Here is a 23362-nt window from a genome sequence, read left to right as displayed (position 1 = left end):
AAATGTCCACTGCAAATCTAACTTTTGCCCAAAATCATTATGCAATGTTGGAGTTATCACAACCTAATACAAGCATTTCTAATCTTTCTAATTTATTATATATCGAAAACACTTATTCTTATGATGCTATAAATAATGCATTAAATAAGCTTGTTGAAAATTTTGATGCATATAGAATTCATATAATTAATGAATCAGGTGAACTAAAACAATCTTTACAACCATTTAATTTCCAATACTTCCCAGTAGTTGAATTTACAGACGAAGCTCAATATAACGCTTGGATTGATCAACAAAAAAATAAATGCTTATTTGAATTAAATAGCGATTTATACGACTTTACAATTGTAAAAAACCCCGATGGAAAGCATTCTGTTTTCTTCACACACCACCATGCTATTACTGACGCATGGAGCATAACTCATTCTGTTAACTATGTCGCAAAAATTCTGATTGGTCATGATGTGGAACCTAATACTTATTCTTATTTAGATATCGCTAATGATGACCAAAAATACTTAAATTCTCGCCGTTTTGAAATCGATAAGAACTATTGGTTTAATACAATATCCAACTATGAAATGACTGATTTTTTAACAAAATTACAAAATTTAGATTATAAATCATTAAGAGAAACTTATTCTCTTAATGAATACGAATTTAAGTTGATTCATAAAATGTGTAGTGATTATTCTATTAGTATTAGTACACTATTTATGTCTTTGATGCATTTATATATTAGTAAATTATCAAATAAGAATCAAAATTCAATTGGTTTGATGGTACATAATAGAAGTAGTAACATCGAAAAAGAGACTTGTGGTTTGTTCACAAAAGCACTGCCATTAATCGTTGAATTAAATCCTGAGCAATCTGTTGAAAGTTTTATAAACTTAGTTAAAAAAGAAAACTTCAAATTACTAAAACATAGAAAATTACCTACAACAGTATTGATAGAACAAAACAAAGAGAAAGATGTACCGAGCTTGGCTGACTTTGCTATTTCATATCATAATATGCAATATGATAATGAAATTACAAAAGAAGGGTTTAAAGAGGAATGGTTATTAAATGAAGCAAACCTTTACAACAAATTAAATATGAATATTAGTAATAGAAATAATGATAATACATTGCATATCGATTATGACTTCAGTACATGCTACTTAACCGAGAAAGATATTGAACAAATCCATTATAGTTTAGTAGATATTTTAGTTCAATTTTATAATAACCCGCACGCACGTTTAAACGACATAGAAGTTGTTACTTTTAAAAGCGGTCGATAATTTATGATGAACGTTACTTTGTTTTGCATCCCATTTGCAGGAGGGAATAAATTTATATTTTACCCTCTAAAGAATAAGCTTCACAAGGATATTGATTTAAAATCCTTAGAACTTCCAGGTCATGGAGAAAGGTTAAATGAGCAACCTCTTCTCACAATTGAAGATATGGTCGATGATTTAACCAATCAAATTATTAAAGAAAAGCCTGAACAATATATAATATTAGGTTACAGTTTAGGAGCCATCTTGGCTTATGAAATTTACTTTAGATTACATAAATCTCATCATATTCTTCCTAGCCATATGATTCTTTGTGCTTGTGAACCTATTGGATATGCTAAGCATAATAATATAAATAATATGAGTGATTTTGAATTTAAAAAGTTTATAAAAGATAAAGGTGATACTCCTGAAGAAGTCTTGAATCACGAGGAATTATGGGAAATTGTTGAACCTGCTCTTAAAAACGATTTTCTCGCAATAGATAACTATCATAATAGTTATGAGAAGAAGAAAATGAATACTACACTTTCTATATTTGTAGGTGAAAATGACACTATAGCTAATCATACTTTGTACAAATGGTCGAATCTAACAAGTGAACATGTAGAATATAAATTCTTTCAAGGAAGTCACTTATTTATTACTGATGCTTACGACCAATTAAGCGAAGAAATAAAATTAGTTTTAAATTAAACCGCTTTTAATTTCCAAAGTTTATTCATACGTTAAAAATAAAAATGAGGTAGCAAAATAAAATTTGCTACCTCATTTTTTTAGAAATTATTTTTTGTATGATTAATCATTATATCTAATGTGTTTTCACTTGTTGGTTCCCACTGGAAATTTAATTTTTCCAGTATGAAATTAGTTTTATAATCTAAAATTTCGAAATGTACTTTATTAAATAATGTATTGTCTAAGATACCTGTGTGAAGTAAGAACGCATTGACTTCATCGCTCATTACTCCAAGGTCTATACATTCCATTAAGTGATCTAAAAAGGCATCCCAATAAACAGCTTCTATATAATGGTTATTCGCATTATATACTTCCATTAATTTCTGGAGTGATAAGCGCTTGTTGTTATAAATGTGATGGATTTCATTGCTTAATTGATCATTCAATATTAATTTATTACATGCTTGTGCGACTTGGTCAACATGAGTGAATTCTAAGTCATCATCTTCGAGCCTTGGAAACTTCTGGAACATCTTAAATGATTTTATGACACTATAAAAAGCATTGTTTTCTTCATTTTTTTGAAAAATTCCTGTTCTAGAGTCACATTGTAAATTACCTAGTCTATAAATATTTGTCTCAATACCTTCTTCACGATAAGCAATAAGTAATTTTTCAGCTTCTATCTTACCATCAATATAGATATTATTTGGTTTTTGAGAAATATCTACATCATATTCAGAAAAAGTAATACTATTTTTATCCTCTACGCTACCTGAAGCTACGCTAATTGTAGACATATGGTGAATTTCTTTTTTCTTTTTGTCTTTCGCAAAAGATATTAAATTGTGGATTGATTTAACATTTGTGTTATAAGAAGATTCTTCTGTCGCAAAATGATTTACATTTGCTGCTGCATTTATAATAATATCTATATTATTTACTAAATAATCATAATTACTATTAGAAAAACCTAAATATTTTGATTCAATATCGCCCTCTACAAAATGAATACGGTTCAAATCTTCTGTTTTTAATTGAGAATTAAAGTAATAGGACCAATTGTTATTTAATTTGCTCTCACCGCTTATTTTTTTATTATTTCTCACTAACACATGAATAATTAAATCTTTACGTTCTAATAAATCTTTTAATATATGGATACCTAAGTAACCTGTAGCGCCTGTCAATAATATTTGTTTGTTAGATTTAACGACATCTTTATCAATGAATTTATAATTTTCGTTACTTTGCACTTTGTAATCATTGATTTCTGATATAAAATCACTATTTAAATGATGTTCATTCTTAACATTCGGAAATTTTAATGCATCTAATTTTGTCATTACATTCATTTCTTCACGTTCAATCAATGCTTTACTTATAGATTCCACTGTCTGTAATTCAAAGATATCTTTAATTGATATATTATATAATTTAGATATTAACGATGTTAACTTTATGGCTTTAAGTGAATCTCCGCCCATTTCGAAGAAATTATCATGGATACTAACTTGATTTACATGTAATACTGCTTCAAATGCTTTCGCCACAGCGCTTTCCATGTCGTTTGTCGGCGCTACATATACTTTACTTTCAACTTTGATTTTTGGTAAAGCTTTTTTATTCAGCTTTCCATTTGAAGTTACTGGTAGTTTATCAAGTTGTGTCATATATGCTGGTATCATATAATCTGGTAACTTTTGACCTAAAGATGTTTTTAGAGATCTAAAATCAAGTGTGTCATCTGATACTAAATACGCACAAATAGATAATTCATTTCCAACCATCGTTGTCGCAACAACCGCTACATCAATGATATGAGCCTGTTGTCTTAAAACACTTTCAATTTCGCCCAATTCAATACGATAACCACGTATTTTAACTTGTTCATCTATACGACCTATATAACTAATATTGCCGTCGGCATTCCATTTCGCTAAATCTCCCGTACGATATAATTTACCTTCCCCAAACGGGTTATCAATAAATTTCTCTTGTGTTAATTCAGGACGGTTTAAATAACCTGCTGTGACACCCACGCCCGCAATACAGAGTTCGCCAGGCACGCCGATACCCATTATATTATTATCTTCATTTAAAATATAAGCTTGAATATTTGAGATTGGTTTACCGATTGGAATTGAGTCATATGTCTTATGGTTTTCACAGTCAAAACTTGTTACGTCAACGGTTGTCTCAGTAGGACCATATAGATTTAGTAAGGCAGTATTGTTTTTATTCCCGATAAAATGATTAAAGTCATTAGCTTGTTCAGGTTTCAATGCTTCGCCACTAGCTAAAACATATTTTAATTTCGAAATGGACTGTGAGTTGTTCGTAGATTTAATAAAATTGACGAACATATTTAACATCGAAGGCACGAAGTGAACCATCGTTACCGCGTAATCTTCTAATAATGCAGTTATTTTTTCAGGGTTACCTTCTTCTCCAGATGGTAGTAAAACAATTTGACTACCGGCCATAGCCCAGCCAAATATTTCCCAAACTGAAACGTCGAAAGTATAAGGCGTTTTAAATAATATTGTATCGTCACCATCAACATTATATTTATTTATCACCCAGTTCAAACGGTTCATAACGCCTTCACTATGTGCCATAACGCCCTTCGGTTTTCCAGTTGTACCTGAAGTATAAATCACATACATTAAGTTAGACTTATCTGAAATTTGTTTTAAATTAGAAGTTGGAAATGTTTCTGATTTTGTCTCTTTAGTTAAATCAATTACTCTATTTTCATATTTTATAGATTCATCTAATACTCGATCTGTTAGTAAAACCTTCGGTTGACTATCTTCTAAAATATAATTAATGCGGTCAATTGGGTAATTAGGATCAATTGGAACATAAGCGCCACCGCTTTTAAAATTCCATAAATACTAATAATCGTTTCAAGTTGTCGATCCATAATTAAACCAACTAGACTGTCAGCTTCCACGCCTTCATCTCTTAATTGATAAGCAAGCTGATTCGCACGGATATTTAACTCATTATAGCTTAAATGTTTGCCTTCATACGTAATCGCTGTTTGATGAGGCGTTTTTTTCACTTGCTTTTCAAAACGTTCAACAAACGTTTCCGTATTATTTAAACTCACCTCTGTATCATTAAAGTCATCAAAAATAACTGCATTTTCTTCTTCAGTTATCATCTCAATCTCACTCAGTTTTTGAGAGGAATCCTTTGTAATTTCAACTAAAACTTCCATAAAGTGTTTCAACATACGCTCTATCGTCGCTTCACTAAATAATTCACTTGCATATTCTAATGAAACTTTATATCCTTCATCTTCTTCAATTGTCATACTCAAATCAAATTTCGCATTTGTATGTGATGCTTCTTTAACTTCAACAGACCAATCATTAATTTCAAATGCTTGATTATCATTATTTTGTAACGTGAATAATACATCGAATAAAGGATTACGAGTTAAATCACGTCTTTCTACTACTTCTTCTACTAAATCTTCGAGTGGATATTCTTGATTATCAAAAGCTTTTATAGAAAGGTTCTTTACTTCTGACAATAATTGTTCAAACGTTTTATTTCGTTCTGGATAACCTCTCATTGCTAGTGTGTTAACAAACATACCTAATATACCTTCGGTATGTTTATGTGTTCTTCCGGAGACTGGACTACCAATAACTATATCTTCTTGTCTACTATATTTATGAAGTAATACCATAAATGATGCCGATAAAATCATGTAATCCGTACTACCAGTTTTTTGCGCAAGCTGACTAATCGCGTTCTTAGTTTCATTAGGCATGTGCATTGACGTTGTTCTACCTTTAAAACTTTGCTGTTTAAGTCTAGTATAATCATAAGGTAAATCTAAAACAGGTGCTTCCTCTTCAAATTGTGATAACCAAAATGCACGTTGTTGATTTAAATCACGTTCACACATCCACTCACTATAGTCTTTATAATGTATTTTCAATGCTTCTAATGTTTCGCTTTGATACAATCTCGAAAAATCTTTAATAATAATATTGATAGATAAACCATCAGAAATGATATGGTGCATATCAAATAATAAAAGATATTTTTGTTCGTCATACTTCACTACTTTTACTCTTAATAGAGGCGCCTGTGCTAAGTCAAATGGACTTACAAATTCACTTAAGAGATTATCATAATTAATATCCATTTTCTCTTCATAGTCTATATTAATAGATACACTATCTTTGATAATTTGAACAGGTTCTCCTTCAAACACTTCAAAATGTGTCCTTAAAATTTCATGATGGTTAATTAAACTCTGGAAAGCATAACGTACACGTTCAATATCTACGTCACCTTTAATTTCAAGTATTCCCGGCATATTGTAAGCCGTTTGCCCCTCCGTCATTTCATTTAAAACATATAATCTCTTCTGTTGTGAAGATACATAATAAGAGGGTTTATCTTCAGCTTGTGGAATATCTTGAATATTCTTATGGTCTTTACTATTTTTTATAAACTCAGCTAATTGAGCAACCGTTGGTTTCTCAAAGATAATTTTTAATGGTAATCTGATCCCAATACAATGTTCAATTTCATTGATTACACTAATGGCTTTAAGTGAGTGCCCTCCCATTTCGAAGAAATTATCATGGATACTAACTTGATTCACATGTAATACTGCTTCAAATGCTTTCGCCACAGCGCTTTCTATGTCGTTTGTCGGCGCTACATATACTTTACTTTCAACTTTGATTTTTGGTAAAGCTTTTTTATTCAGCTTTCCATTTGAAGTTACTGGCAGTTTATCAAGTTGTGTCATATATGCTTGGTATCATATAATCTGGTAACTTTTGACCTAAAGATGTTTTTAGAGATCCAAAATCAAGTGCGTCATCTGATACTAAATACGCACAAATAGATAATTCATTTTCAACCATCGTTGTCGCAACAACCGCTACATCAATGATATGAGCCTGTTGTCTTAAAACACTTTCAATTTCGCCCAATTCAATACGATAACCACGTATTTTAACTTGTTCATCTATACGACCTATATAACTAATATTGCCGTCGGCATTCCATTTCGCTAAATCTCCCGTACGATATAATTTACCTTTCCCAAACGGATTATCAATAAATTTCTCTTGTGTTAATTCAGGACGGTTTAAATACCCTGCTGTGACACCCACGCCCGCAATACAGAGTTCGCCAGGCACGCCGATACCCATTATATTATTATCTTCATTTAGAATATAAGCTTGAATATTTGAGATTGGTTTACCGATTGGAATTGAGTCATATGTCTTATGGTTTTCACAGTCAAAACTTGTTACGTCAACGGTTGTCTCAGTAGGACCATATAGATTTAATAAGGCAGTATTGTTTTTATTCCCGATAAAATGATTAAAGTCATTAGCTTGTTCAGGTTTCAATGCTTCGCCACTAGCTAAAACATATTTTAATTTCGAAATGGACTGTGAGTTGTTCGTAGATTTAATAAAATTGACGAACATATTTAACATCGAAGGTACGAAGTGAACCATCGTTACTGCGTAATCTTCTAATAATGCAGTTATTTTTTCAGGATTACCTTCTTCTCCAGATGGTAGTAAAACAATTTGACTACCGGCCATAGCCCAGCCAAATATTTCCCAAACTGAAACGTCGAAAGTATAAGGTGTTTTAAATAATATTGTATCGTCACCATCAACATTATATTTATTTATCACCCAGTTCAAACGGTTCATAACGCCTTCACTATGTGCCATAACGCCCTTCGGTTTTCCAGTTGTACCTGAAGTATAAATCACATACATTAAGTTAGACTTATCTGAAATTTGTTTTAAATTAGAAGTTGGAAATGTTTCTGATTTTATCTCTTTAGTTAAATCAATTACTTTATTTTCATATTTTATAGATTCATCTAATACTCGATCTGTTAGTAAAACCTTCGGTTGACTATCTTCTAAAATATAATTAATACGGTCAATTGGATAATTAGGATCAATTGGAACATAAGCGCCACCTGCTTTTAAAATTCCATAAATACTAATAATCGTTTCAAGTTGTCGATCCATAATTAAACCAACTAGACTGTCAGCTTTCACACCTTCATCTCTTAATTGATAAGCAAGCTGATTCGCACGGATATTTAACTCATTATAGCTTAAACGTTTGCCTTCATACGTAATCGCTGTTTGATATGGCGTTTTTTTCACTTGCTTTTCAAAACGTTCAACAAACGTTTCCGTATTATTTAAACTAACCTCTGTATCATTAAAGTCGTTTAAGATGGTATCTTTTTCGTTTTCATCCAATAACTCTATATTTTTAATCTTTTTACTTGGATTTTCTATTATTTCTTCTATGACTTTTAATATTATCTTATGCGGGTCTATAATTTCTTTCTCATTCACAACAGCACTTTGATAATCATAATCTACAATTAAAGTATCTTCCCTATTCCTATTACTAATATTTACAGTTAATGGCGCGTTATTTGAGCCATTTTCTATCCATTCATCTGAATAACCATTTTTTATAATTTCATAATTGTGTTGAGTGTTTTGATAGGAAATCAAACAGTCTAATAGTCCTTTTTGCCCACCACTATCTTCTACTATATTTCTATACGGATATTTTCTATGTTTTAGTATATTGAAACTTTCATATTTTGTTTGGGTTAATAAATCAAATATAGAATAATCACTAGAGACATCAATTATAATTGGCAATGCCCTTGAAAACACGCCAGTAAGCCCTTTTTCTGCTTTTTTATTTCTATTATGCATTACTGACCCGACTGAAATTTTTTTCGATGCTGTTTTTTTATATTTTATAATAATCATAATGGAAGAGAATAAATTATTAATACTTATATTATTTTTTTCACAAAAGTCGTGTATTCTATGGGTTTCTATATCAGAGAAACTATAACTTTTTCTATTACTCAGACCATTATTTTCACTATTATTTTCGAATAATTCATTATCTTCTAAATTTTCAACCTTTTTTAACCAGAAATTTTTATCTTTTTCAAACCTTTTAGAATTTTTATATTCTAATTCTTCTTTGATGTAATTAAAATATGTAGACTCTATTTGCTTGTTATTAGTTCCATCAATTAAATATTTACATATTGTATTGATAGCTACTGTCACACTCCACGCATCTGAAATAACATGATGTTCCGACAAAAGTATTCCGGTTTTCCCAGTAGGTAACCTCATTATTTTAAAGTCAAATAAGTCCTTATTTTCAAAAAATAGGTTTTTACGTGCCTGTTCATTAATCCATTCATCATACCCTACTTGATTATTCATAAAGTCAATAAAATCAAAATTTCTATCTTTGTGTTCAGTAATATATTGTTTATATTCACCTTTCACTTTTTTCATTTTAATTCTATAGCTCTCATGTGTTTTTATTAGATTATTTAATGCCTTTTCTATTTTTTCTATTTTAACTTCAGGTTTAATATAAATAATCCCCGGTATATTATTAATGCTATTATTTTCATAATATTCTTGTAACTGAATAATTTCGGTCTGTGCATCTGATAAAGTACTTGTTTCCATAATTAAACCCCCTTTTTTTATATCTTAAGATTAACATATTTTTTAAAAAAATAACCTTTTATAACTCTTATTATTATAATAATAAAAGTTATAAAAGGTTATAAATTGTAAATATTTTGTAATTTTTTTATTAAATCATAAATTATTATTAACTTATAGTAAATGAATGTAAAATTATTCCAAAACAGCTCTCCCACGATGATTTTATAAGTGTTTTTCTATATTTTTATACGTTACAAACTCAATTTTAGGTGTAACTATATTTTCACAACAAACAGCTAATTTATAATTTTCTATTACATCTAATAATAAAAAATGGTTTGTAATTATTTCGTTATTATATACCAACTCAATATTGTGTTTGATGTTAAAATCAAAAGATAATTGTTTAATATCAAAAGATAAGCCTTTTCCTATAAATTTGGTATAACTTTCTTTTAAACACCAAAAAGAAAAGAAATTCTCTTTATTATTGCTCATCATAGCGCGTTCATTAGCATGTGTAATATCACAAAACAGTTTCTTATCTATATCATCTATTTGCTCTATATCGACGCCTACTGGCGAATCAGAGATATAGCAAGCCGCCCATTCATTTGAATGAGATAAATTAAAATGTACGTTCTGTGATTTTAGTAAATATGGCTTGCCATACTCATTTTCCTCAAAAATGAGTCCTTCTAGAGAAAAACCATAATCTTTGATCAGCGCATAATATAATAACAATTCACTGATCAAAGTAAGCACCTTATCATTTGCGGCATGTAAGTTATGAATTCTATTCTGCTTGTCACATCTGATATGATTTAAAAACCGATTTTGTATAGCATCATAGTTTAAGTCACTTACATTTATTAAATATAACTTCATCTATTTGCTCCATTCTATATAGGTTCACGATATATCATTATAAAAAACTTTACTAATACATGGAAATTATTAAAAACATTATATTATTAGTGTTATGGTAACATATTAAAATATTTTTAATGTTAAAGTTTTTAATGATTTTTAAAAATCTAAGCCACTTATTATATTAGATATATTTGTTATTCAAGTCTAAATAGTCAAAACATTATGTATACCACCATTTATATTGTATAGTGCCTATAAAAGGTTCAGGAGATGGTTTAATGAAAGTTAACAAAATAATTTATATGCTATTAGCCTTCTTTCTAGGTGGATTAGGCGTCCATAAATTTTATTCAAACAAAAGAAAATTAGGGATATTATATTTTGTATTTTGTTGGACTGGTATTCCTGAAATCATTGGTATCGTAGAAGCGATTTTAACTGTTTTTAAAAAGTCGGATAGTAATGGAGATATAGCAGTATAAAGCAATTTGAAATTTAAGATACTGGATAATCTACTCATATAAAATAGCAGTGAAGGCCTCTATCATTATAGATTTCTTCACTGCTATTTTAGTATATTTTCTTATCTTCAGAAATTTTATATATTATCGTGCCGTATTATTTATCTATACGCTTTATTTTGATATTTTCGATAATATGAACGTTTCTCCTCTTTCATATATTTCTAAAAGTTTTTTAGTTAGCCTTATATGAGGAACGATCCAGAAAGAAAATACTGCCGAAAACGTACCTAAAATTGCGCCTACCAGTATATCTGCCGGATAATGTACACCAACCCAAATCCGTGAAATTCCTACAAGAAAAGCTAATACTAGCCAAAAATACCTTAAGTTTTTTTGAAAAGCAGAAACATGATACATATAGCAAAATATTGTAGTGCATGATCACTTGGAAATGAATTATCTATTTCATGTCCAATAAGTTGATTAACATTTGATAATTCTGCAAATGGTTGGTTATTTGAATATACTTTCCCTATAATATCTCCTAATAACTCTGCGACTACAAAAGCAATGATTGCACTAATGACCATCATTCTATTTTGTTGTTTTCGAGTAAACCAATATATGATAATACTTAAAATTAAAAAATACTCCATGTATTTAGCTAAAAAAATCATTACTGGATTTAAAAACACCAGTTGTTTACTTAATTCGTTAAACACCCTAAATAGTTCAACATTTAATTCTGATAAATTGATTCAAATCATTCCTTAATTATTTAATTTTATTAAATATAGTTTATACTGACCTTCAACTATACCAAAATAAAATATTAAAACAATATCTATAAAATATTGTTGAAAATTACTTTAAAATATAAAGAAACGATTTTTGAATATATTCAAAAATATATAACAGACCTTTGGCTTGAGGCATTACAATATTTTAATTTTATAGCAATTTAAGCATTTATATTGTTAGGAATTCCGAGCGTTGTTTCTCACGCTTATCAATTACAATTTGTGATGTTTTCATACCTAACTCAAATAATTTTTCAATATTTTGAGTTACGAATTCATCGCTACCTACTATATAAAATAAAGCATTTTTATCCATTGCAATATTTTCTAATTGCTCATAATATGATGCTCTGCTATCCACAAATTGTGATGTGAATTTTTTATCTGGTACAGATTTAAATATATCTGTAAATAAGAATTCTTTAGATGAATCAACATTTATAGAATGTATTTTATTAACATTTTCAGCGTTCTCTAAATATTTAAGCACTATTGGTCTATATGTCGCTAAGCCAACACCCGAAGATAGTAAATACACATTTTTACTTTCTCTTTTTAGTGGAATATTTGAATGTGTTTTAAAAATCGCTACTTCTTGTCCAACTTCTAACTTATTTAAAATATTTTTAAATTCAGAACATTGTTTTCTTATTCTTGTAGTAATTCCAATTATATTCTCGTTAGGAACAGTAGAAATCGACATATGGCGAACTAAGCTTTTATTTGGTTTTTCGCCTTCATTAAAACCTTTTAATCCCATGTGCGTGTGAGAGCCCTCTTCCCAAGTAAAACCCTCTGGGCGATCAAGTAAATACGTTTTAATTTCAGACGTCTCATTAATAATCTTATTTATTTTAGTCCAATATATCTGCATTTATATATTCTCCTCATCATTTACAATTAAATCTATTTATATAATATACTTCAAATGATAATAATTATCAATTAAAGGATATTACTGTTTATTGAAAATCATTTTGCAGAAGTAATTTTCGCTATATTTAAAGCGTGAACAGAAAATAAATGTTTTCTGCTCACGCTTTTCCATTAATTAAGAGAATTTTTCAACCTCTTTTAATGTTTCTATACAATGATATTTTTCGTTACAGTTTGGACATTTTAATTTTCTAGTCTTCGATGTATGCGCGACTAACATCCATTTTAATTTTTTAGGTTTGAATTTAAAATGGCAATTCGGGCACATGTATAATACTGAATTAAAGTATTTATTTGTTATTGTAATCGCACAAATAATAGCTAAAACAAAAGATATTACAAATGGTAAATAACTTTTTATAGCAAAACTTATTGATATACCTATTAACTGGACTAATGTCCCTAATCCACCCACCAAAAATAGTTTTCGATATAACTTACTAATATTTTCATTTTTATTCATAACATCTTCTATGTCTAATAATTTTTGTATCGGTGAGTTAGATGTTTCAGAAATCATACTTTTAACACGTTTCAAGTTATTAAGTCTTTGCTGATCTTCTTTTATGCGTTGTTCATCACCCTCTATCTTTTGATCTAATAATAAATATATTGACCTCAAATCTTCATCACTATTAATTAGTTTATTAATATCTTTTAAATTGAATTGCATATTTCTTAAAGTTATGACAATTTGTAATTTTTTTACTTCTTTTTCTGTATAAACTCTGTAGTTATTATCCTTAACATAGGATGGTTTGAGTATTCCTTTTTTATCATAATATTGAATGGTTCTAGTTGTGATAGAAAAAAGGGCAGCTAACTCTCCTGTTGAATATATAGACATATTTTTCACCTCCTACTTTATTTAATAAACTATTACCCTGAGTAACAGTCAATATAAATAAACACTCTCATTATGTTTTCTACCAAATTATTTATGAAAAGTCGAAATATTTATACCTCTATAGGGTATGTGTTATACTAAAATCATCTTATTACCAATTCTATAAATATAGGGGGTTTTATTATGGAACATAATGATCAACACCATAATCATGATGCTCATAGTCATCACGAACATGAGCATCATGACAGCCATAATGGTCATGCGCATCATCACGGCAATTTTAAAAATAAATTTTTTATTTCTTTAATTTTTGCAATACCTATTATTATTCTATCACCAATGATGGGTGTTACATTGCCATTCCAATTTTCATTTCCAGGTTCTGATTGGATTGTTTTAATCCTTGCTACAATTTTATTCTTTTACGGTGGCAAACCATTTTTAACAGGTGCTAAGGATGAGATTTCAACTAAAAAACCTGGCATGATGACGCTAGTTGCTTTAGGCATTTCAGTGGCTTATTTTTATAGTTTATATGCTTTTTACATGAATAATTTCACCGATTCCTCAACGCATACAATGGATTTTTTCTGGGAATTAGCGACTTTAATTTTAATTATGTTGTTAGGTCATTGGATTGAAATGAATGCTGTAGGTAAAGCAGGCAATGCATTGAAAAAAATGGCAGAACTGTTACCGAATACTGCAATTAAAGTGACAGAAGATGACCAACGTCATGAAGTTAAAATTGATAACATCAATATTGATGATATTGTTGAAGTTAAAGCTGGGGAAAGCATACCTACAGATGGCACAATCACTCAGGGCGAGACATCAATTGATGAATCATTAGTTACTGGTGAATCAAAAAAAGTTGCCAAAAAGTATAATGATGACGTTATTGGCGGCTCTATCAATGGTTCAGGCACAATACAAGTTAAAGTTACAGCCACTGGTGAAAATGGCTACCTATCTCAAGTTATGGGATTAGTTAATCAGGCGCAAAATGATAAGTCAAAAGCCGAGCTTCTCTCAGATCAAGTAGCAGGTTATTTATTTTATTTTGCAGTGAGCGTAGGGTTAATTTCATTTATTGTATGGATGCTTATTCAAAATGATATCGACTTCGCACTTGAAAGACTTGTTACTGTATTAGTTATTGCTTGTCCACACGCATTAGGACTGGCCATTCCATTAGTTACAGCACGCTCTACTTCTATAGGTGCACATAATGGCTTAATCATAAAAAACAGAGAATCTGTAGAAATTGCCCAACATATTGATTACGTTATGATGGATAAAACAGGAACACTTACTGAAGGTGATTTTACAGTAAATCACTATGAAAGTTTTACTGATGAATTCCATGAGGAGATAATATTGAGTCTATTTGCTTCATTAGAAAGTAGTTCTAATCATCCACTTGCTACTGGAATCGTTGATTTTACTAAAGGTAAAAATATCTCGTATGCTAATCCTAAAGAAGTTAATAATTTACCAGGCGTAGGATTAGAAGGCACAGTTGATAATAAAATACTCAAAATAACGAATGCTTCTTATCTCGATAATAACAATCTTAAGTATAATAAAGAACAATTCACTCATCTTGCTCAACAAGGTAATTCTATTAGTTATTTAATTCATAACCAACAAGTTATTGGCATGATTGCACAAGGCGATAAAATCAAAGAAAGCTCACAACAAATGATTTCAGACTTATTATCAAGAAACATTACACCAGTGATGCTTACTGGTGATAATAAAGAAGTTGCAGAAACAGTTGCTAAACAATTAGGAATTAACGATGTCCATGCACAATTAATGCCCGAAGATAAAGAAAGTATTATTAAAGCATATCAAAGCAGAGGTAGTAAAATTATGATGGTTGGCGATGGAATCAATGATGCTCCCAGTCTTATAAGAGCAGATATTGGAATGGCGATAGGCGCTGGAACAGATGTAGCAGTCGAATCAGGCGATGTCATACTTGTTAAAAGCAATCCATCCGATATTATCAATTTCTTTACACTTTCTAAAAACACTATGAGAAAAACAATTCAAAATTTATGGTGGGGTGCTGGATATAACGTTGTAGCCGTTCCTCTTGCGGCTGGTATATTAGCTTTTATAGGTTTAATATTATCGCCTGCTGTAGGTGCAATACTCATGTCCTTAAGTACAGTTATCGTAGCAATTAACGCTTTTACTTTAAAATTAAAATAAATGATAGGGGTTAAAATTATGATTAAAAAATTAAGCTTTATTATATTAGCATCAGGCCTCGTATTATCAGCTTGCTCAAATGGCAGTGGAGAGGAAAAAGATTCTAAAGATCAAAAACACGAGGAACATATGGAACATAAAAGTGAAAATAAAGTTCCAGAGGATATGGAGAGCACAGAAGAAAGTAAATTTAAAAAAGATGATGAAGTTACTATTACAGCAGGACACATGCCAGGTATGAAAAATGCGGAAGCTACTGTAAAAGGTGCTTATGAGACTTATGCTTATGTCGTAAGCTATACACCCACAAATGGGGATGAAAAGGTAAGTAATCATAAATGGGTTGTTAATGAAGAAGTTGCCGATGCCCCTGAAAATGGCTTTAAGAAAGGTGATACAGTTAAATTAGAAGCTGACCATATGCCAGGTATGAAGGGGGCAGAAGCAAAAATAGATGATGTAAATAAGACAACTGTTTATGTAGTTGATTATAGATCAACTGAAAATGACAAAATGGTTAAAAATCATAAATGGATGACAAGTAACGAACTAAAATCGAGATAAATTAAATTATCCTTTTAGACTTTTTAAAATCTAACCGCATTTAGCATTCCCATTACTTTCGATATTATAATACAGATGATATGACGTAATAAAAAGAGCAAACACTTTTCAATAAAAAAATAAACCTGGCACTATCATTAAAATTACTCAATGATATTGCCAGGTTTTTGTGTACTAAGCATTTTTAAGTTTAATCAATTACGATTGTTTCTTTTTCTCAGCGTCTCTTAATTCGATACGTCTAATTTTACCTGAGTTGGTCTTAGGTAAGTCTTCGACAAACTCGATGGCTCTTGGATATTTATATGGCGCAACGTCATGTTTGACGTAGTTTTGTAATTCTTTGATTGTGTCTTCATTACCAGTTACATCATCTTGTAAAATAATAAATGCTTTAACGATGTTCCCTCTAATTTCATGTGGGCTTGCAACAACAGCACATTCTTTTACGTAAGGATGTTTCGTAAGTGAATCTTCAACCTCGAATGGTCCTATTGTATAGCCAGAACTAATAATGATGTCATCTTTACGACCTTCAAACCAGAAATAACCATCTTCGTCTATTTTAGCTAAATCACCCGTCATAAAATAGTCACCATTTTGTGGTTCTGCTGTGCGTTCTGGGTCTTTATAATAACCTTTGAATAATGCAGGTAAGTCTAACGGCACTGCGATATTACCTACTTCGCCTACTTTAGAAAGTTCACCATCATCATTAATAACTGTTACATGACTACCAGGGATTGCTTTACCCATTGAACCGGGACGGCTCTCTGTATCTTTTAAAAATCCAATCAACAGTGTACTTTCTGTTTGGCCGTATCCATCTCTTACCATAAGATCAAAGTTTTCTTGGAATTTTTCAACGACTTCTCTATTTAATGGTTCGCCTGCAGACACTGCACTATGCAAATGTTCTAAATTATAATCTGTTAAATTAGACAGTTTTGCCATCAAGCGATACTCAGTCGGTGTACAACAAAGCGCATTAATTTTATTATCTTGTAATAACTGTAAATATTTTTCAGCATCAAATCTTCCATTATATACAAAGGCAGTTGCACCTGATCCCATAATTGATAACAATGGGCTCCATACCCATTTTTGCCACCCTGGTGCAGCAGTTGCCCAAACAATATCGTCTTCTTTAATACTCAACCAATGTTTTGGCGCCATCTGCATATGTGCATAGCCCCAACCGTGTGAATGGACAACAGCTTTAGGATTACCAGTTGTACCAGACGTATAAGATAATAAAGCAATATCTTCACGAGAAGTTTCAACAATCTCTAATTGATCCGTTGAATTTGCTTTTTCATCTTCAACTGACATCCATCCATCTTCTTGACCGCCAACAATAAATTTAGTTAAAGTGTCGTATTCTTTGACTGCTTTAAACTCATCAAGCGCATCTGAAATAACTACAATTCCTTTTACTTCACCATGTGTAATTCTGTATTGTAAATCTTTCGTACGTAACATTTCAGAACTAGGGATAATAATGATACCTAATTTTAAGGCGACAAGATAAACCTCATATGTCTCAATACAACGTGGCATCATGACGAGCACTTTGTCACCTTTTTTAAAACCATATTTTAAAAACATATTACCAACTTTATTCGCATTTTTGATAAGGTTGGTATATGTAATTTCTCTATTTTCTCCTGTTTCATTTTCAAATATTACAGCTTTTTTAGATTGATCTACTGTAAATTTTTCGATTTCGCTCACTATGTTATAAGTTTCTGGAGCGATCAAATCTTGTTTATTCATTATTTACTCTCCTTTTATTTGAACATCTATAATCTGTACAATTGTACTTTAAATGTATAGATTACTGATTACTTATCCAAATACTTTCCAATAATTTAATGATAATTTTAAACTTATTACATGTAAATAGATACGATTATGACTTAAATGATTTATTTACTTATTTATTATAGCAAAAGTGACCCATAGATAGATATATTTTAAATTCAGAATAATTAAAATATTTTTGCAAAATCATTTTTTTATACACTTATTAATTCCACAAAAAGCTCTAGCAATCACTTTATAGAGTTCTGAAATTAATCTAAATAATTTATGTTAACTCCTGATTTTTCAACTTCATTTATATTTCCCTTCATATAAATAGAGTTTATTTTGACATTAGCTATAATAAAAGTGTAGTATTTCATACGTAGCATTATAAATGTGTAAATCACTACGAAAATTATACGCACCATTTCAAAATTATTAAAATAGATTGAGAAATGGTCCCTGTTCATCAATTATCGGATGTATTATTTATTTTTAAGCTCAATCACTAGATTGAAAATGAGCTTAGTGTTAAACTGTTTAGATGTGCAATTTTTATGAAAGAAGTGAGTCTATTGACTGAAACAGGAGCATTCCATGTAGAAAAAAGAATCCCCTTATTTATCGTATTATTATCAGGGGCCTTTATTACAATTTTAAACCAAACATTACTTGGTACAGCTTTACCCCCTATTATGAAAGACCTACAAGTATCTGAAAGTACGGTACAGTGGTTACAATCTATATTTATGTTAGTAAACGGTATAATGATACCTGTTACTGCATTTTTAATTCAACGTTATACATCGAGGCAGTTATTCTTAACCGCCATGAGCATTTTTGCATTAGGTACTTTAATCTGTGCTGTCGGACTAGATTTTTCAATGCTATTAATTGGACGTGTCTTACAAGCAGCAGGCGCAGGTATTATGATGCCATTAATGCAAACAATCTTATTCTTACTTTTCCCTGTAGAAAAACGTGGTACCGCAATGGGCTTATTCGGCTTAGTCATTGCATTCGCGCCAGCGATTGGACCTACGCTATCAGGTATTTTAGTAGAGCATCTCTCATGGAGAAGTGTCTTCTACGTCGTATTCCCAATTGCAGTTGTTATCATCGTTGCTTCAATTTTCCTATTGAAAAACGTTACAGAAACTTCAAACCCAAAACTAGATATCGCATCAGTAATTCTATCTACACTAGGTTTTGGTGGACTCTTATACAGTTTCAGTTCTGTTGGAGAAGCAGGATGGGGCAGTGTACAATTTATCTTACCACTTATCGTTGGTATCATTGCATTAGTTATATTTATTCGTCGCCAGTTAAACCTCAAAGAACCTATGCTTGAATTTAGAGTGTTTAGCTACAGCATTTATACGTTAGGTACAGCATTAAGCATGTTCGTATTTGGTGTATTAATCGCATCAAACATTATTTTACCATTATATATGCAAAATATGATTGGATTCTCTGCATTAGAATCTGGTTTAGTATTATTACCAGGCGCTGTTGTTATGGGAATAATGAACCCAATTACAGGTTATTTATTTGATAAATTTGGCGGTAAATGGCTCGCTCGTATTGGCTTGCTCGTATTAGTTGCTTCAACAATACCATTTACAATGCTCACAGCTGATACAACCTTTACTTATCTTGCCACGGCTAACGCAGTACGTATGGTATCACTAGCAATGGTTATGATGCCTATGACAACGCTAGCGATTAATCAATTACCGAATAGTCTCATTGCTCATGGTACTGCTATGAACAACACATTTAGACAAATGGCCGGTGCAATCGGTACAGCGTTATTCATTACGTTAATGTCTGTTTCAGCTATTCCTAGTGAAGGTCTAGAAGGTATGATTCATGGTGTGAATGTAACATTCATGGTCGCTACTGGTATATCAGTCATCGCATTATTATTATCAGCTAAACTTAAAGATGATAGTAAACCATCACGCAGAACAATTTAATTAGACAATCGATCAAAAAGCTTCATTATAATAGATAATAAAAAAACACTTTCGTTACATTCATATAAATAGAATGTTTTCGAAAGTGTTTTTTATATTTTAATATATTAACTTTGGTTGATAAAAATGCTTTATTAACTGTTCGATTTGTTAGCGTGCAGTGTTTTCATTGCAAATCTCGCTATTGGTTGAGCTATGAGTAGTTCAATCCAAAATGCAATAAAAAGTTACGAGGCCAATTATAAAAGAATATTTCAAAGATTAGTCTGTAGCAGAAAGTCTGTTAATTGCAATTTCACCCACTGCTTTCGGCGCAACTAATAATGCATCTTCATTCACTTCAAACTTAGGATGATGATTCATATATGGCGCTTCTATGTCTTCTGGTTTACAGCCAACGATGAAAAAGGCACCTGGTATTTCTTTTAAATAATACGCAAAATCTTCAGAACCTGAAACTGACGGTATTTCTACAAGATGTTCAAAATAATCACCCTTACTTGCTGTTAAAATATCTACCACTTGTTCTGTTTGTGCGGGATGATTGTATAGCACAGGATAACCAAATTGGTAATCTAAATCATACGTAACATCAAAACCGACCGCTACGCTTTTTGCGACTTTCTCAATCTCTTCATACATAAATTGCTCTAAGTCATCATTAAGATAACGTGCTGTTCCTTTGATTGTAACTTTGTCTTGTATAACATTGGCTCCACCAGGTGCATCAAACGCACCAACAGTAATCACACCCATTTCTGAAGGATCGATACGTCTAGACACTATTGTTTGGAGGGTGTTTACAAAGTTGGTACCTGCAATCAAAGCATCGTGTGTTTTATGAGGACTCGCGACATGACCACCTAAACCATTAATCGTTAAAGTAAATGTAGAACTACCAGCCGAAAGCATTGCCTTTATTATATCCAATCACGTCTGTACCAGCGACGGGTACTACATGAATACCATATATTTCATCTAAATCATTTAATGCACCTGATTGCATCACTTGTTGTGCACCACCTGGAGGCATTTCTTCAGCATGTTGATGAATAATTTTAACTGTACCTGAAAGTTCATCTTTTATTTCAATTAATGCGTCTGCTAATCCTAACAAATACGCGGTATGTGCATCATGGCCACACGCATGCATCACCCCTTCATTTGTTGACTTAAAGGGCACATCTATCTCTTCTTGTATTGGCAACGCATCAAAATCAGCGCGTAATCCTATTGTTTTACCAGGTTGTCCCCCTTTGATTTCTACAATAATTGCGTTACTACCTAGAACAGGTTGCGTAACTGTCACTTCTTTCGATTTGTAAAAATCTTTAATATATTGCGCCGTAGCATCCTCTTGGAATGACAACTCCGGATGTTGATGTAAATAACGACGATGCTGAATCATCTCAGATTCCTTCTCTTCCAACTTTTCAAATAATATCTCTTTTGTATTCATAACTGTTCACTTCTTTCGATTTGTTTATAAATAATTTAACCATTTTAAAATTTTAAATCTAAAAGAAGATTAATACAAAAATAAATTACTGTTTTATGGAATTTTACATTTTTAAATATTTAATGAAGTAATGTTAATCTCTCTTATTATGAAATTTTTATAGTATATCTACTTGTACTTCTGTCTCATTTTTATAAACGATATACATCATAATGCTAGCAATCACCACCATAATAAAGCCAAAATATGGTGTCATTGAAAGAGAAAAATGATTGAGCACATATCCTCCGATGACCGCTCCCAATGTGATGCCGATATTGAAGGCGAGCAATGTTTAAACTAGAAGCAAAGTTAGTCGTTGCCTTATTTTTACGTTCTGCAAAAAGCACCACAATCAATTGCAGACCCGGAACGTTCATAAATGCGAACAACCCCATAATAAGTATGGCTATCGTACCTAAGAAATAATGTGTCACAGATAAGCCTAGAAGTAATAAAACAATAGCTTGAATTAAAAATATCCATATCAGTACTTTTGTTGGCTTATTGTTTGTTAATTTCCCACCAAGTGTATTGCCAATAGCAACCATTACACCATATATCACAAGTAGTAGTACCACCGCTTCGTCACTATAATTCAAAATATCTGTAAGTATACTAGTCAGGTATGTGTAGACTACAAAAGTGCCACCGTAACCGAGTGCAGTAATCAAATAAACCATCATTAATGACTTGTTTTTAAACACTTCTAATTGTTCCTTTATCGATGCCTGAGCATATTCTTTCAAATTACTTGGCACTGCAAATATATTAATGATTAAACTGATCAATCCAATCATAGCAATCGTAATAAACGACGCTTCCCAACCAAAGTGCTGACCAATCCACGTTCCTAATGGTACGCCTGTAATTGTAGCAACGGTTAAACCTGTAAACATCATTGCAATCGCGCTTGCACGCTTATCAGGCGTTACCAAATCACTTGCGATTGCTGTGGCTATAGACATAAACACTCCGTGCATTAATGCCGATAATACACGCATTGCTAGCAACATACTAAACGTGGTAGCAAAGGCAACAAGTGTATTCGCAACAATGAAAATAAGCATAATCATTAATAGTAAATGCTTCCGTTTCATTTTATTTGTCAGTGGTGTTAGTACAGGTGCTCCTATTGTTACCCCCACAGCATACAAAGATACAGTTAATCCTGCTAATGAAATCGTAGTATCAAAATCATCTTTAATGAGTGGTAAGAGACCTACACTAATAAATTCAGTCATTCCAATTGCAAAGGCAGACATTGCTAACGCTAATATAGCGAATTTGTTTTTTCTCATAATGTTTTTTGACTCCTTCTTGTTTTATGTATGTGTTAATATAAACTACACATATCAAAAGCGGAAGTACGCACTTTAAAGTACTATAGGTACCTTTGAGTACCTATCAGGAGGTAATTAAATGAGCAAATCTTATAATATCGGCGTCGAAGCAACCATTGATGTCATCGGTGGAAAATGGAAACCTGTCATCTTATGTCATTTACAAAACAACGGGTTGATGCGTACATCTGCATTAAAACGTGCCATTCCAACGATTACTCAAAAAATGTTAACACAGCAATTACGCGAACTAGAAAAAGACGGTATTATCAACCGTATCGTATATGATCAAATCCCCCCTAAAGTTGAATACGAATTATCAAATTATGGTCAAACACTAGGAGATTTACTTTCTTCACTTTGTTATTGGGGAGAGTTCCATATTGAAAAAATGCATCAACAAGGGGAAACAGTATCATTAGCACAACAAGATTTTGTCGATATACCCAAACCGAGTTAATAACAAAAACGCCCTATTCTATAACTTTAGAATAGGGCGTTTTGTATACCAAATTGTTATGATTATTTCT

The 23362-nt window shown here is 31.3% G+C and carries 12 protein-coding genes and 4 pseudogenes; 7 read left to right on the top strand and 9 right to left on the bottom strand.

Going from position 1 to position 23362, the window contains the following annotated elements:
- Positions 1 to 2 precede the first annotated feature (2 nt).
- A complete protein-coding gene (locus ABLV95_RS13850; RefSeq protein ID WP_427705564.1) occupies positions 3 to 1289 on the top strand; it encodes a condensation domain-containing protein in 1287 nt (428 codons plus the stop codon).
- Between the two features lie 3 nt (positions 1290 to 1292).
- Entirely contained in the window at positions 1293 to 1985 is a 693-nt protein-coding gene (locus ABLV95_RS13845; RefSeq protein ID WP_427705566.1) for a thioesterase II family protein, read from the top strand.
- 83 nt (positions 1986 to 2068) lie between these two features.
- Here the strand turns inward: ABLV95_RS13845 and ABLV95_RS13840 are convergent.
- From ABLV95_RS13840 to ABLV95_RS13830, 3 genes and pseudogenes are all read right to left on the bottom strand, one after another.
- Positions 2069 to 6579, bottom strand: a pseudogene (locus ABLV95_RS13840) (condensation domain-containing protein); the annotation flags it as partial.
- Positions 6580 to 6742: 163 nt separating this feature from the next.
- On the bottom strand, positions 6743 to 9514 hold the full coding sequence (locus ABLV95_RS13835; protein WP_460876004.1) for an amino acid adenylation domain-containing protein: 2772 nt from the start codon (positions 9512 to 9514) through the stop codon (positions 6743 to 6745).
- Positions 9515 to 9718: 204 nt separating this feature from the next.
- Positions 9719 to 10384 (bottom strand): 4'-phosphopantetheinyl transferase family protein, encoded by a 666-nt coding sequence (locus tag ABLV95_RS13830; protein WP_427705571.1) that lies wholly within the window; start codon positions 10382 to 10384, stop codon positions 9719 to 9721.
- A 263-nt stretch (positions 10385 to 10647) separates the two neighbouring features.
- Here ABLV95_RS13830 and ABLV95_RS13825 point away from each other — a divergent pair, with 263 nt between their 5' ends.
- Entirely contained in the window at positions 10648 to 10851 is a 204-nt protein-coding gene (locus ABLV95_RS13825) for a TM2 domain-containing protein (protein ID WP_069814824.1), read from the top strand.
- 153 nt (positions 10852 to 11004) lie between these two features.
- On the opposite strand, the pseudogene ABLV95_RS13820 reads toward ABLV95_RS13825, so the two are convergent.
- The 3 genes and pseudogenes from ABLV95_RS13820 to ABLV95_RS13810 all read right to left on the bottom strand — a co-directional run bounded on the left by ABLV95_RS13820 (position 11005) and on the right by ABLV95_RS13810 (position 13416).
- A pseudogene (locus ABLV95_RS13820) lies at positions 11005 to 11591 on the bottom strand (undecaprenyl-diphosphatase).
- A gap of 211 nt (positions 11592 to 11802) precedes the next feature.
- Positions 11803 to 12507, bottom strand: a complete 705-nt coding sequence (locus tag ABLV95_RS13815) for a dihydropteridine reductase (protein ID WP_427705573.1) — start codon at positions 12505 to 12507, stop codon at positions 11803 to 11805.
- A 177-nt stretch (positions 12508 to 12684) separates the two neighbouring features.
- Positions 12685 to 13416, bottom strand: a complete 732-nt coding sequence (locus tag ABLV95_RS13810) for a MerR family transcriptional regulator (RefSeq protein WP_460872279.1) — start codon at positions 13414 to 13416, stop codon at positions 12685 to 12687.
- Between the two features lie 183 nt (positions 13417 to 13599).
- On the opposite strand from ABLV95_RS13810, the gene ABLV95_RS13805 reads away from it, so the two are divergent.
- Both ABLV95_RS13805 and ABLV95_RS13800 read left to right on the top strand, forming a co-directional pair.
- A complete protein-coding gene (locus ABLV95_RS13805; protein ID WP_427705578.1) occupies positions 13600 to 15642 on the top strand; it encodes a heavy metal translocating P-type ATPase in 2043 nt (680 codons plus the stop codon).
- An 18-nt stretch (positions 15643 to 15660) separates the two neighbouring features.
- A complete protein-coding gene (locus ABLV95_RS13800; protein ID WP_002506107.1) occupies positions 15661 to 16206 on the top strand; it encodes a DUF1541 domain-containing protein in 546 nt (181 codons plus the stop codon).
- A gap of 198 nt (positions 16207 to 16404) precedes the next feature.
- On the opposite strand, the gene mbcS is transcribed toward ABLV95_RS13800, so the two are convergent.
- The gene (gene mbcS / locus ABLV95_RS13795; RefSeq protein ID WP_460876002.1) at positions 16405 to 17982 is read right to left on the bottom strand and encodes an acyl-CoA synthetase MbcS; all 1578 of its coding nucleotides are present in this window, start codon (positions 17980 to 17982) and stop codon (positions 16405 to 16407) included.
- 587 nt (positions 17983 to 18569) lie between these two features.
- Between mbcS and ABLV95_RS13790 the strand changes: the two genes are divergently transcribed.
- Positions 18570 to 19991, top strand: coding sequence for an MDR family MFS transporter (locus ABLV95_RS13790; protein ID WP_002506109.1), 1422 nt, complete (start codon positions 18570 to 18572; stop codon positions 19989 to 19991).
- A 261-nt stretch (positions 19992 to 20252) separates the two neighbouring features.
- Here the strand turns inward: ABLV95_RS13790 and ABLV95_RS13785 are convergent.
- Both ABLV95_RS13785 and ABLV95_RS13780 read right to left on the bottom strand, forming a co-directional pair.
- Positions 20253 to 21450, bottom strand: a pseudogene (locus tag ABLV95_RS13785) (amidohydrolase).
- Between the two features lie 157 nt (positions 21451 to 21607).
- Positions 21608 to 22790 (bottom strand): annotated as a pseudogene (locus ABLV95_RS13780) (MFS transporter).
- Positions 22791 to 22911: 121 nt separating this feature from the next.
- Here ABLV95_RS13780 and ABLV95_RS13775 point away from each other — a divergent pair.
- Positions 22912 to 23292, top strand: coding sequence for a winged helix-turn-helix transcriptional regulator (locus ABLV95_RS13775; RefSeq protein WP_069814844.1), 381 nt, complete (start codon positions 22912 to 22914; stop codon positions 23290 to 23292).
- Positions 23293 to 23362 lie beyond the last annotated feature (70 nt).

Source organism: Staphylococcus sp. Mo2-1, assembly GCF_046721385.1.
GTDB classification, from domain to species: domain Bacteria; phylum Bacillota; class Bacilli; order Staphylococcales; family Staphylococcaceae; genus Staphylococcus; species Staphylococcus equorum_A.
The sequence above is the reverse complement of the archived record's forward strand: the minus strand, read 5'-3'. Positions and strand labels throughout refer to the sequence as shown.